Annotated in this window: 6 protein-coding genes; 4 read left to right on the top strand and 2 right to left on the bottom strand. The window is 65.9% G+C overall.

Annotation, left to right across the window (positions count from 1 at the left end):
• Positions 1 to 9 precede the first annotated feature (9 nt).
• Complete coding sequence (locus tag ACNQPL_RS17820; RefSeq protein ID WP_416467425.1) at positions 10 to 6354, bottom strand: amino acid adenylation domain-containing protein; 6345 nt, start codon at positions 6352 to 6354, stop codon at positions 10 to 12.
• Positions 6355 to 6769: 415 nt separating this feature from the next.
• Between ACNQPL_RS17820 and ACNQPL_RS17825 the strand changes: the two genes are divergently transcribed.
• The 4 genes from ACNQPL_RS17825 (at position 6770) to ACNQPL_RS17840 (ending at position 12711) form a co-directional block, all read left to right on the top strand.
• Positions 6770 to 7540 (top strand): helix-turn-helix transcriptional regulator, encoded by a 771-nt coding sequence (locus ACNQPL_RS17825; RefSeq protein ID WP_346613261.1) that lies wholly within the window; start codon positions 6770 to 6772, stop codon positions 7538 to 7540.
• A gap of 17 nt (positions 7541 to 7557) precedes the next feature.
• Positions 7558 to 8973 (top strand): efflux transporter outer membrane subunit, encoded by a 1416-nt coding sequence (locus ACNQPL_RS17830; RefSeq protein ID WP_346613260.1) that lies wholly within the window; start codon positions 7558 to 7560, stop codon positions 8971 to 8973.
• Positions 8974 to 9055: 82 nt separating this feature from the next.
• The gene (locus ACNQPL_RS17835) at positions 9056 to 9946 is read left to right on the top strand and encodes a universal stress protein (RefSeq protein WP_416467426.1); all 891 of its coding nucleotides are present in this window, start codon (positions 9056 to 9058) and stop codon (positions 9944 to 9946) included.
• Between the two features lie 629 nt (positions 9947 to 10575).
• The gene (locus ACNQPL_RS17840) at positions 10576 to 12711 is read left to right on the top strand and encodes a TonB-dependent siderophore receptor (protein WP_346613258.1); all 2136 of its coding nucleotides are present in this window, start codon (positions 10576 to 10578) and stop codon (positions 12709 to 12711) included.
• A 31-nt stretch (positions 12712 to 12742) separates the two neighbouring features.
• Here ACNQPL_RS17840 and ACNQPL_RS17845 read toward each other — a convergent pair whose 3' ends face one another.
• Complete coding sequence (locus tag ACNQPL_RS17845; protein WP_346613257.1) at positions 12743 to 13264, bottom strand: acyloxyacyl hydrolase; 522 nt, start codon at positions 13262 to 13264, stop codon at positions 12743 to 12745.
• Positions 13265 to 13556 lie beyond the last annotated feature (292 nt).

Here is a 13556-nt window from a genome sequence, read left to right on the forward strand (position 1 = left end):
CGAACACCCTCAAATCCGCCGACGCGTGCCCAGGCTCGGGATGGTGGTCTGCGGTATCACTACCTCCACCTGCTCGCGTCGGGTACTAGCCGCCAACCCGGCCAGGGTCGGCTGGCTGAACAAGGTGCGGGCATCGACATGCAACCCGGCCTGACGCATGCGCGCCACTAAGCTTACCGCCAGCAACGAATGGCCGCCCAGCTCGAAGAAGTTGTCCTCGCGCCCCACCTGCTCGATCTTCAGCACTTGCGTCCAGATCGCCGCCAGCGCCGCCTCCAGCTCACCCTCCGGCGCCCGGTACTCACGGCTGATCACCGCCTCTTCACCGGGCGCCGGCAGCGCCTGGCGGTCGACTTTGCCGTTGGGGCTCAGCGGCAGTTGCGCCAGGGCGACAAATGCCTGCGGCACCATGTACTCGGGCATGCGCGCCAGCAGATGGCTGCGCAGCACTTGCAGGGCGGGCGCCGGGCTGGCGTCGCGGCAGGTGAAATAGGCCACCAGGCGTTCTTCGCGCATCAGCACCACGCTTTGCCCAATGGCCGGGTGCGCCACCAAGGCTGCTTCGATCTCACCCAGTTCGACCCGCAGCCCGCGCAGCTTGACCTGGAAATCGTTACGCCCGACAAAGTCGAGCTCGCCATCCTCACGGTAGCGCACCAGGTCGCCGGTGCGGTACAGGCGGTCGCCCGGCGCAAACGGGCTGGCGATGAAGCGCTCGGCCTGCAGCGTCGGTAGCCCCAGATAGCCACGGGCAACGCCAACGCCGCCAATGTGCAACTGCCCCACCGCGCCCAAGGGCACCGGGCGGTCGTGGGCATCGAGCACATACAGGCGGGTATTGGCGATCGGCCGGCCAATCGGTGGCGCCAGCGCGGGGAGCGGCTGATGGGCCTGCAGGGTCCAGGCGGTGCTGTCGACCGTCGCTTCGGTGGGGCCATACACGTTGTGCACGCGCACCTTGGGCAACCGCTCGCGCAGGCTGCGCAACAGCGCCAAGGTCAACTCGCCACCGCCACAGAAGATGTCGGTCAGGCTGGTGCAGCGCTCGACGCCCGGCTCTTCGAGAAACTGGTGCAGCAAGGCTGGGACGAACTTCATCGTGGTCACCTGCCGCGCCTGGATCAACTGCACCAGGTACGCAGGGTCGCGGTGGCCGTCGGGGCGCGCCAGTACCAGGCGCAAGCCGGCACACAACGGCCAGAACAGCTCCCAGACCGAGCCATCGAAACTGAACGGCGCGCGTTGCAGCAAGGCATCCCCAGGCTGCGGCGGACAGATCTGCGAGCCCCAGTGCATCAGGTTGCACAGGCCGCGGTGTTCGATCATCACGCCCTTGGGCGTACCGGTGGAGCCGGAGGTGTACATCACATAGGCCAATTGCCCAGGCCCCAGGCCCGCCACCTGCGGGTTTTCGGCGCTGCAGGCTGGCCAATCGTCGCGGTCCAGGTCCAGCACCGGCGCTGCAAGCGCATCGAACAGGCCCAGCGTAGCGCCATGCACCAGCACCACGGTGGGCGCGCTGTCTTCGAGCATGAAGCGCAGGCGCTCGGCCGGGTAGCCTGGGTCCAGCGGCACATAGGCGCCGCCGGCCTTGAGCACGCCGAGCAGCGCCAGCATCATCGACACGCCTCGCTCCACGCAGATGGCTACACGCGCATCGGGGCCAACGCCCAGGGCGATCAGGCGGTGGGCCAGGCGGTTGGCCTGGGCATTGAGCGTCTGGTAGTCGAGGCTGATGTCCTCGGCCTGCAAGGCAATGGCCAGCGGCGTGCGCCGCACCTGGGCCTCGAACAGCGCAGGCAGGGTGCTGCCCAACGGGCTTTGCCGGTCTTCGGTGTGGTTGAAGGTGTGCAACAGCTGCCGCAGTTCATCGGCGGGCACGCTGCAAAGGGTATTGAGCGGCTGGCTTTGCTGAAGGCCGTCGGCGAACTGGCGCAAGGTGGTCAGCAAATAGCCCAGCAACCGCGCTGCGCCGATCGCACGGGGTGCACGCAGGGTGAGTTGCAGCGTATCGCCCAGGTCATCCACGGTCAGCACCCTGCCGTGGCTCAGCACTTCGCTGGCCGCGATCAGCGCTACGCCGGGCAGCACCTGCCCTTGCGGCAGCGCACCCTGGCGGTAGTTGATCAGGCTTTCGAACAACGGCGTGGCGGCCGGCAGCCCGCTGCAACGCTGGGCCAGCAGCAAGGGCGCGTCTTCGTGCCCGAGCAAGGCGGCCAGGCGCGCGTGGGTCTGCGTCAATGCCTGGCCCAGCGGCTGGTCGCCCAGGCTGATGCGCAGCGGCAAACTGTTGATGAACATGCCCAGCGCACGGTCGGCGCCCTCACCGGCCATGGCCCGGCCCAGCAGCACGGTGCCGATCACCACCTCGTCACGGCCCGACAAGCTGCCGAGCACCTGGGCCCAGGCCAAATGCAGCACGCTGGCCAGGCTCACGCCGTGGGCACGGGCCCGAGTACGCAGCAGCTCGCTCAAGCCACCCTCCAGCGCCACGGCATGCGTCTGCAGGTCTTGCTCGTCAACCGCCACGGCGCCCAGCCCCGGCACGGGGGCCGGGGGCTCGACGCCAGCCAGCTGCTCACGGAAGTAAGCCTCATGGTGGGCCTGGCGCTCTGTCGCGCCGCTGAGCGCCACGTAGTTGCGGTAGGGCACCGGCAGCGGCATTTGCTCGCCCCGGCCCTGCATGAACGCGTCGAGTTCGCCGAACAGCACCTGCAATGAAACGGCATCGTTGACCAGGTGGTGGAAGCGCAGCAGGCCCAGCCAGCGGCCTTGCGCCGCGTCTTCGGCGCAGACCATTGCCATCATCGGCGCCTGACGCAAGTCCAGCGGCCGTTGTTGCGGGTCGTAGGCCTTGCGCAGCTGCGCCGCCACATCGCCGCCTTGCACTTCAGGCGCCCAGCGCTCGACGGGTAACGGCGCCTGGCGCCAGACCACTTGCTGCGGCTGCTCGAGGCCGTCCCAGGCCAGGCTGGTGCGCAGGATGTCATGGCGCTCGATCACCTGCTGCAGGGCATCGGTAAAGGCCTGCAGCTGCGCATGGCTGGCAAAGGCGAACAGGGCCTGCTGCTGATAGGGGTCCTGGGCATCGGTGACATGGTGGTACAGCAAACCCTGCTGCAACGGTGCCAGCGGGTAGATTTCCTGCACATTGCCAGCGCCACCCGGCACTGCCGCGACGATCCGATCGATAGCGGCCTGGTTGAGGTTGGCGAGCGTGAGCATGTCGGGGGTAATCTGTTGGCACCCCGCCAGCACGCCATTGCCCGGTACCGTTGCGGCTTCCCCCACCACTACCGCGGCAGCCAGGCTGGCCAGGGTCGACTGGCCGAACAGCACCTGCACGTCAGCCTGAAGGCCCTGCTGGCGCATGCGTTCGATCAGTTGCACCGCCAACAGCGAATGGCCGCCCAGTTCGAAGAAGTGGTCCTGGCGCCCTACCCGCTCGACCTGCAGCAGTTCGGCCCACAGCAGTGCCAGGCGCTGCTCGACCTCACCGATCGGCGCTTGGTGCTCGCGGCGCACCTTGGCTGCCTCGTCGGCGGCCGGCAGCGCGCGGCGGTCGAGTTTGCCGTTGGCGGTGAGCGGCCAGCTTGCGATGTTGATGTAGGCCGTTGGCAGCAAGGCGGCCGGTAGCCGCTCGCGCAGGTGCTCGTGCAGTTCACGGGGTGCCACCGCCGCCTCGGCAATGAACCACGCCTGCAATTGGCCGTCGCGCAGCAGCACCACGCACTCGCGCACCGCAGCATGGCTGGCCAACGCCGCTTCGATTTCCGCCAGTTCCACCCGCACACCGCGGACCTTCACCTGGTCGTCATTGCGCCCCAGGTATTCCAGCGTGCCGTCGGCCAACCAGCGCACCAGATCGCCGGTGCGGTACAGGCGAGCGCCGGGGCAGAACGGGTCGTCGAGGAAGCGTTCGGCGGTCAGTTCGGGCCGGTTCAGGTAGCCACGGGCTACGCCGCTGCCGCCGATATACAGCTCACCCACCGCGCCAATCGGCAGCAGCTGGCGATGCTCGTCCAGCACATGCAGGCGAGTGTTGGCCACCGGGCCACCGATATGCAGTGGCCGGCCCGCCTCGACCAGGCCGGAGGTCGCTACCACCGTGGCCTCGGTGGGGCCGTAGTTGTTGATCACCCGGTAGCGGCGCTCGCGCGCCAGGCGGCGCAGGCGGTCGCCGCCGATCAGCAGGGTCTGCAAGGTTGGGTGCAGTACGCCCTGGGCAAAGGCATGTTCGGCCACCGGGGTAGGCAGGAAACTTACGTCCAGCGGTTGGTCGCGCCACCACTGCAGCAAGGCGTCGATATTCTCGGCGCCGTCGCGCACCGGTGCCAGATGCAGCGTGGCGCCGCTGCACAGCGCCGGCCAGACTTCCCAGGCCATGGCATCGAAGCCGAAACCGGCGAGGCTCGACTGGTGCCGGCCTGGCCCCAGGTCGAAACTGGCGCAGTGCCAATCGACCAGGTTGGCCAGCATCCTGTGTTCGACCATGACCCCTTTGGGCAGCCCGGTGGAGCCGGAGGTGTAGATGACATAGACCAGGTGGCTGGCTGCGAGCTGGGCGACGGCGGGCGCATCACCCGTTGCCCCGGCCCATGACAAGCGGTCCAGCTCGACCTGTGGCCGGCCGTGGGCGGGCAGGCGGTCACGCAAGTGCGAGAGGGTCAGCACCACCCGCGGCGCGCTGTCGTCCAGCAGGTAGGCCAGGCGCTCCTGCGGGTGAGCGGGGTCGATCGGTACATACGCAGCCCCGGCCTTGAGAACGGCCAGCAGGCCAACCAGGGTATCCAGGCCACGCTGGGCGACCACCGCGACCCGCTGGTCGGGCCCTGCGCCCATGCCGATGAGGTGTTTTGCCAGATGGTTGGCACGCCGGTCGAGCTCGGCGTAGGTCAGGCTATTACCTTCGTGTAGCGCGGCGATGGCCTGCGGCCGGGCCCTGGCCTGGGCTTCGATGCGGCGGTGGATCAGCATCTCGCCCTGCTGCCTGGCCACCGCCGAATCGTTCCACTGCTGCAGTTGTGCCTGCTCGCTGGCGGTCGGCAGGTGCAAGGCGCCAATGCTCGATTCAGGCTGCTGTAACCCTTGCTCGAGCACATGCAGCAGCCGGGTAGCCAGCGCGTCGACTTCGTCGGCACTGAACCACGCTCGGCTGTACACCAGGTGCAGGCAGGCTTGGTCGCTGTAGCTGTTGCTGCGCAGGTGCACGCTTAGCGGCGTCGGCTCGTGGCTGTTGCAGACCATCACCGTATGGCCGCTGACCTCACCGAAGCGCAGGTCGTTGCTGTCCTCCTCGAACGACACCATCAGCTCGAACAGTTGCGGCCGCTCTTCGCGCAGCGCACCCAGCGCCCGGTTCAGTTCGCTCAAGGCGAAACGCTGGTGGCGAAAATCCTGCTTGAGTGCGTCACGTATGCCCTGCACCAGTTCAGCGAACGAACGGCTGCGACCAAAATCCATACGCAATGCACTGACCTGGGTGAACAGCCCCATGGTCGATTTGAACCGTGCGTTGCCACGGTTGCGCACTGGCAGGCCGACCACCCACTCGTCGCGTTGCCAGGTGCGCGCGCAGCACACATGCATCGCCGCCAGCAGTACATGGAACGCCGAAGCCTGCAGGTCTGTTGCCAGCTGCCGCATCCGCGCCAGCAGGCCGGCATCGAAAGGTTGCTCAAGGGCGGCACTCGGCTCGCCGGCCTGTACCGCGCCACGTTCACGCGGTACCAGTAAGGCGTCGGGGAGTTGGGTGAATTTGCCCAGCCAGTAGTCGCGGTCACGGCCATGACGGGGCGATGCCTGATACTGGGCGTCGTCGTCGATGAATTCCCGGTAGGACGGCCCCGTGGCAGGCAAAGGCAGGCCCTGCCCCAGCAGGCCATAGCAGTCGGCGAGCTGCTTGAACCACAGGTCAACGCCCCAGCCGTCGAGGATCAGGTGGTGCGCCTGCAGGGCGAGCAGGTAGCGCTGATCTTCCAGCCTGACCAACTGCGCGGCCCACAGGGCGCCGCCATCCAAGGCAAAGACCTTTTGCATCTGGGCGCTGAGCAGGCGCCGGGCGGCGCCAAACGGGTCGTCGCTGGCGCGCAGATCGTGCTCGGGCAAGCCCACCGCCAGGTCTTCGGCAAAGCGCTGGCGGGGTACACCCTGCCCGGGCACCAGCACCGTACGCAGCCCGTCGTGCAACGCCACCAGGTGCGCCAGGGCCGCGCGCAGACGTTCGACGTCAACAGCACCACCCAGCTCGACGTAAGCGCCTATGTTGTAAAGCGGCGAGTCGCCGTGGCTGATCTGGTCCAGCCAGATGTCGCGCTGGGCAACGGTCAGGGCAAAGGTTTGGGCGGCAGGCATGAGGGCTCAGGTCCTTCTGATTGATCATCCGCGGATTCAAGCATCGTCACCCCACCCTGTATGGCCCCTTAAACCCGGACAATCCCGGTGGCCGTCCACGGCGGCTTAAATATCTGTAGGAGATTGGCCATAGCCAGCTGCCCCTGATGGCCTACGCCCAGGGGGATAGTGCGGGATCAGCCGCGAACCGACAGGCTTATGACGTCAATTCGCTGGCTGCTGGCCGCAACGCCTGCTGCGGCACCGCATCCATGCCTACATTGCATGCAGCCATTACTGGCATTTTCTGTCCCGGTTTCCCGCTACAGACGCAGCAATCCGGGCACGCTTGAATACCGCTATCACCCGCTTGCCACCCGGAGACTCGACTGCGAGACCACCCGCCGTAACGCTTTGAATCAAGGACGACAACGCTATGAAGCTGACCGCCAGCCTCGACTACCGCCCCGACCCTCAGCTGTATCTGCAACTGGGCGAGCTGATCGCCAGCAGCGGCGCCGATGACTTCGCCGAGCAGATGTATCGCCTGGTCGATGCCCAGGTGCCGGTCCACAGGCTCGACCTCAGCGAATGGACCCTCGACCCGCGCCAGGCCAGTGTCAGCCGCATCAAGCTGCTGGGCAGCGCCGGGCCTGAGCAACCGCAGGCTGTGGATACCGTGCGCCACCCGCTGCTGCAAAGCATCATGCAGATGAAGGACCCACTGCTGATCGAATTCAAGGCCCCCCTGAACGCCTGCCACAGTGCCCACCAGTGCAACCTGGTTTCGCGCAGCGGCGACCGCCGCTGGGTCATCTGTTTCCATCGCCTGCCCAGCCAGCGGCCCTTCAGCCTGAGTGAGCTGTCGCAGCTCAAGAGCCTCTCCGACACCCTGCTGCCGTTGGTGGAGCACCATGGCCAGCTGCTGGGCCAAGGCACGGCTCGCCGGGCCGGTACAGCCGCTTCGGCTGTGGACGCCGGCTCGCTGCGCCAATCCTTGACCGAACGCCTGGCGCAGGATGCCGTCAAGCTCTCGACCCGCGAGCAGGAAGTCTGCCTGGGCCTGCTGACAGGGGGCACCGTGCCCGAGATGGCGCAACGGCTGAATGTGAAGAACAGTTCGATCGAAACCTACCTCAAGCGCGCCACCGCCAAGCTGGGGGTCAGTGGCCGCCACGGCCTGGCGAAATGGATGGCGGGCGCCTGACTGTGCGAGAACCGGTAATGCCCCGACATGCCCTTACCCTGTGCGCTGTACTGCTGTGCGGCTGCTCCCTGGCGCCCGATTATCAACGCCCGGCGCCGCCGGTGGCCGAACAGTTCCCGCAAGGGCCGGCTTACCAGGGCGATGCGCTGGCACGCCAGCCTGCGCAGGACTGGCGCCAGGTGTTCCAGGACCCTGTACTGCGCCAGTTGATCGACGCTGCCCTGGCCAACAACCGTGACTTGCGCACCGCAGCGCTGAATGTGGAGGCCTATCGCGCCCAGTACCGCATCCAGCGTGCCGACCTGCTGCCCAAGGTGTCCGCCGACGCCCAAGGTACGCGCCAGTACCTGCCGCGCAGCATGACCGGCACTGACCAGGGCGTGATCTCCTCGACCTATGCGGCAACCTTGGGCGTCAGCGCCTACGAGCTGGACCTGTTCGGCCGGGTGCGCAGCCTCAGCGACCAGGCGCTGCTCACCTACCTGGCCAGCGATCAGGCGCGGAGCAGTACGCAATTGAGCCTGGTGGCGAGTGTTGCCAACGTTTACCTGACCTGGCGTGCCGACCAGGAACTGCTCGCGCTCTCCCTGGAAACCCTGGCTGCGGACGAACGCAGCCTGCGCCTGACCAGCAACCAGCGCCGCGCAGGCACGGTGTCGGCGCTGGACCAGATCCAGGCACGCACCAGTGTCGACAGCACCCGTGCTGCGGTGGCGCGCTACAAGCGCCAGGTGGCCGAAGACCTTAACCAGTTGACCTTGCTGGTGGGCGCACCGGTGGCCGCTGACCTGGCCGCCCTGCCCCTGGGCGACGAACAGATCGCGGGCTTGCCGGCTGGCCTGCCCTCCGACCTGCTGCGCCGCCGCCCGGACATCGTGCAGGCCGAGTACCAGCTGCGCGCGGCCAATGCCAATATCGGCGCAGCGCGGGCAGCGTTCTTCCCGAGCATCAGCCTGACCGCCAATGCCGGCAGCACCAGCCCGGAGCTGAACGGGCTGTTCGACGCAGGCTCCGGCACCTGGCTGTTCCAACCGCAGATCAGCTTGCCGATTTTCACCGCCGGCAGCCTGCGCGCCAGCCTCGACTACGCGCAGTTGCAAAAGGACATCCAGGTGGCACAGTACGAAAAGGCCATCCAGAGCGCCTTTCAGGAAGTGGCTGACGGGCTGGCGGCGCGGGCCACCTACCAGCGGCAGTTGCAGGCGCAGCGCGACCTGGTGGCGTCCAACCAGCGTTATTACAACCTGGCCGAACACCGCTACCGCATTGGCGTAGACAGCAGCCTGACGTTCCTCGATGCACAACGCTCGCTGTTCACCGCCCAGCAGGGTTTGATCAGCGACCGACTGGCGCAGCTGGTGGCCGAGGTGAACCTGTATGCAGCGCTGGGCGGGGGGTGGCAGGAGGCTGGGGCACCTGGCAGGCAACTGTAGGCCGCAGCGCTTCCCCACAGGGGCTAGACTGAACAGACCAGATGGCATGAACCGGGGGGCTGCCCACACGTGGAGGTGTGCGATGAGCCAGTTCAAGCGTTTGTTAATCATGCTCGGCCCGCAGATGCGATACACGCCGGCGCTACAACGCGCGGCGGCGTTGGCCGAATCCAGTGGTGCATTGCTGGACATCAACGTGTTCGTCGACGATGTCGACACCTTCGGCCTGATGGGCGACGGCCGCGAACGCGAGCGATTGCTCGCCGACAACCGCCAATGGCTGGCCGACGCCACCGAGCAGTTGCGCACTGCCGGCCTGGATGTCTCCACCGAGTTGCTGCTGACCCGCGACCCGCTGGGCAGTGCCATCGAGCGTATCGAGCAGCTAGGCTGCGACCTGCTGGTCAAGGACGTGCAGCACGAACCGGTGCTCAAGCGCCTGCTGGTGACGCCGCTGGACTGGCAACTGCTCAAGGACAGCCCGGTGGCGGTGCACCTGGTCAGCGACATTCGCCTGCCACTGCCACGGCAGATCGCCGCAGCGGTCGACCTCAACAGCCACGGCGCTGGCGAACACCTGGACGAGCAGGTCATTCACTGCGCCCATGCCCTGGCGCTGCAATGCAACGGCGAGGTTCATCTGGTGCATGTGTGCGATGCGGCACGGACCCATATCGCCGATTTCGGCGCCGGCACAGTGACCATGCCCGGCTTTGATGGCAGTGTACGCACCTCGCAGCGGGCGGCGTTCAACCGGCTGGGTGACCACCATCAGGTCCCGCTGGAACGCCGGCATTTTCTTGAAGGGCCGGCGATACGCGCGATTGCGCAGTTTGTCAGCCATAGCCGCATGGATGTGATCGTGATGGGTAGCCACCGGCATGACGCCATGCAGACGTTCCTTGGCGGGACTACGGCGCATGTGCTGGAACAACCGCTGTGCAATGTGTTGGCGATCAAAGGGGTCTGCTAGGGTATGTCTTGGAATTTTTGCCGGTCATGAGATCGCATAGCGCTTGCCTCGGGATCGTCAGCGCCCTTGAGATCGAGCGCCGCCCGCGCGGCGCATCGCGATGCGCTTGCCTTGGGATCTTCAGCGCTCTTGAGATCGAGCGCCGCCCGCGCGGCGCATCGCGAAGCGCTTGTCTTGAGTTCTTTAGGGCCTTTGAGATCGAGCGCCGCCCGCGCGGCGCTTCGCGGGGCAAGCCCGCTCCCACATTTGTTGCAACGTGCCATGGCCTGTGAGGCCATAGTTGTCAGCCTTGGTAGCATGACGCGATTTTTCCGTTGGTGCTGCCGGCGCCCCACCTGTCCTCAGCCATGCACCAGGGCGAACAACCATGGCCTGACTGGAACGGCGCGTTGCAACAAATGTAGGAGCGGGCTTGCCCGCGATGCGCCGCGCGGGCGGCGCTCGATCTCAAGGGCGCTGAGGATCCTACGGCAAGCGCCTCGCGATCCCCCCACTATCCTCCAGGCCAGCCTCGCCCCCAACCTGGCACTCCAGCTCCATTTAAAAAGAATGCATTTGATAATGATTCGTAGTAGTTTCGCGGCGCTTCCTCCCCATCCTTAACGCCCTACTTCAGGATCGTACCGTCGATGCGTCGCACATTCGTTTCGCTTTGTGTGCTCCATGCTGTCTCCCCGCTGGCTTTCGCCGAGCCCGAACCGCTCAACGACCCCAGGCAGATCGAACTCCAGGCCCTGAGCATTACTGGCAGCGCCGACAGCGAGCGCGCCGATGGCCCAGTCGATGGCTACAAGGCCAACCGCTCGACCAGTGCCACCCGCACCGACACCGCCCTGCACGACACCCCGCAATCGATCAGCGTGGTGCCCAAGGATGTGCTCGAAGATACCGGTGCCACCCGCCTGCAGGACGGCCTGGACTACGCTGGCGGCGTCGGCCGCGCCAACAACTTTGGCGGCCAGGGCCTGACCACCTTCACCGTGCGCGGCTTCACCACCGGGGAGTTCTACCGCAACGGCTTCCCGATCAACCGGGGCTACCCCAACGCGCCTGACGCCAACAGCGTCGAACGCCTGGAAGTGATCCGCGGCCCGGCCACCAGCCTGTATGGCCGTGGCGACCCCGGCGGGACCTTCAACGTGGTCAGCAAGCAGCCGCTGGCCGACCCCAAGGTGACCCTCGGCAGCCAGTTCGACGACCAGGGCATGCACCGGGCCACCCTGGACGCCACCGGGCCGCTCAACCAGGACGGCTCGCTGGCATACCGGCTGAACGTGCTGGGGGAAGGCGGCGACAGCTTCCGTGACGATGTCGAGAGCGAACGCTACGACGTCGCGCCGGTACTCAGCTGGCAGGTCAACGACGCCACCAGGATCGTCTTCGAGGGCGATTTCATGCGCAACAACCACCCACTGGACCGCGGCCTCACTCGCCTGCCCGGCCAGCGCGGCACGGCGTCACGCGATACCAACATCTGGGAAAAAGGCAGCGACAACCTGCTGCACAACGATAACAACATGGCGCAGCTGCGCTTCGAGCACGCGCTGAACGATGACTGGACGCTCGGCGGCGGCATGCAATGGCTGGACGGCTCGCTCAAGGGCAACGCCGTCGAAGCCAACGGCTTGCAGGCGGACGGCCGCACCCTGGGTCGCAACTTCAACTACCGCAAGCTGGAGTGGACCGACCGCGATTACCAGCTCAACCTCACCGGCCACTTCGACGCGGGCGGCTTTGCCCACACCCTGCTGACCGGCATCGAGTACGAAGACTACGATTACAACTCGATCATCCAGCGCTCGGCCGCCGGCACCGGCGCCTACCCAATCGACATTTTCGACCCGGTGCAGGGCCAGGCGCGCCCTGCCCTCACCCGTACGACCACGCACGACAAGGAAAACCTCAAAACCTGGGCGGCCTTCATCCAGGACCAGGTCGCCCTGACCGATCGCCTCAAGGCCCTCGCCGGCGTGCGTTTCGAGCGCTACGAGCATGACTACGACAACAAGCTCAACACTGCGGGCGACTTCAGCAAGGGCGAGAACGGTGTGACCCCGCGGTTCGGCCTGCTCTACGACCTGACCGATACGCTGGCGGTGTACGCCAATACCGCGCGCTCGTTCAAGCCCAACAGTGGGGCCAGCCTGCAAGGCAGCGGCTTTGACCCGGAAAAGGGCAAGTCGTATGAACTGGGCGTGAAATGGGAGGCGCTGGACCGTCAGCTGAGTGTCGATGCCGCGATTTACCACATCGTCAAAGAGAACGTGTTGACCCGCGACCCGAATGACCCCAGCGGCACTTACAGCATCGCGGCCGGCGAAGTGCGCAGCCGCGGCCTGGACATCAACATTGCCGGCAACCTCACGCCGCAATGGCGTGTGATCGGTGGCTACGCGTATGTCGACGCCGAGGTCACCCAGGACAACACGGTGCCGACCGGCACGCGCCTGGCGAACATCCCGCGTAACAGCTTCAGCCTGCTGAACACTTACGAGTTCCAGGATGGCGTGGCCAAAGGGCTGGGCCTGGGTGTTGGGGTGAAGTACATCGATGACCGTGCCGGGCAGACCGCTGCGACCACCTACACCATGGAGCGTTACAGCGTCGTCGACCTGCTGAGCTTCTACAAGGTCAACGAGCACGTGCGGCTGAACCTGGATGTGAAGAACGTGTTCAACAAGGGCTATGACGAGGGGGCGTTCAATACCTACGTCTATCCGGGCGCGCCGCGTACGGTGCAGGCTGGGGTTTCCTACACCTTCTAAGCTGCCGGGGCCGCGATGCGGCCCCTTCGCTTCAGAAGCCCTTGGTGTAGAACAGCGAGTACGACTCGATGCCGTCGTTTGGCTGCTTGATGCCGGCGTTCGAGTAATGGATGGCGCGAATGCCGACCTTCTGCTCGCCCGGCAGCTTCAGACCAAAGCCGATGCGGTCCTCGAAGTTGAAGGACGAGCCCAGGCGCTGGTCGCCCACCTCGGTCTTGGAGAACGCCGCCAGGCCGATGCCGGCTTCGATGTACGGGGTGTAGGTGAAGCCGCTGAACTCGTAGGTGAACACCGGGCTGAACGACAGCGAGTGGGCGCCGCTGGCATCACCGCCTTCCCAGTAGGTGTAGGCCGCATCCCAGTAGCCACTCACGTAACCGGTGCTGCTTTGCAGCCATTTCTTGTCCCAGTCGAACGACAAGCCGATACGGTAGGTCATGTCGCCCTGGCTGGTGGCGCCAACGGCACCTGAAACCTGCGCCGCCTGGGCCAGGTTGGCCCCGGCGAAAGCCAATACGGCAGCGGCCAGCGCAGTGGCAAGAGGGGTTTTCATCGATGACTTCTCCTGATGGTCAACACGGGCAAACGGGGGCTTTTCGCCCCTCGATTTTTTTGGTGGCCGGTGCATCCAGCCGGTCACACGGGGTAATACTTTTCTGATTATTGTCCAGATAATCAGAAAGTTGAAAGTGAATTGCCACTAATGGCTATTTGTATGGCTCAAGATCTTCAGGGCCCTTGAGATCGAGCGCCGCCCGCGCGGCGCATCGCGGGCAAGCCCGCTCCTACATTTGTTGCAACGTGCCATGGCCTGTGAGGCCATAGTTGCCAGCCTTGTTGGCATG

The sequence above is a fragment of the Pseudomonas sp. LFS044 genome (genome assembly GCF_047978245.1).
GTDB lineage: Bacteria > Pseudomonadota > Gammaproteobacteria > Pseudomonadales > Pseudomonadaceae > Aquipseudomonas.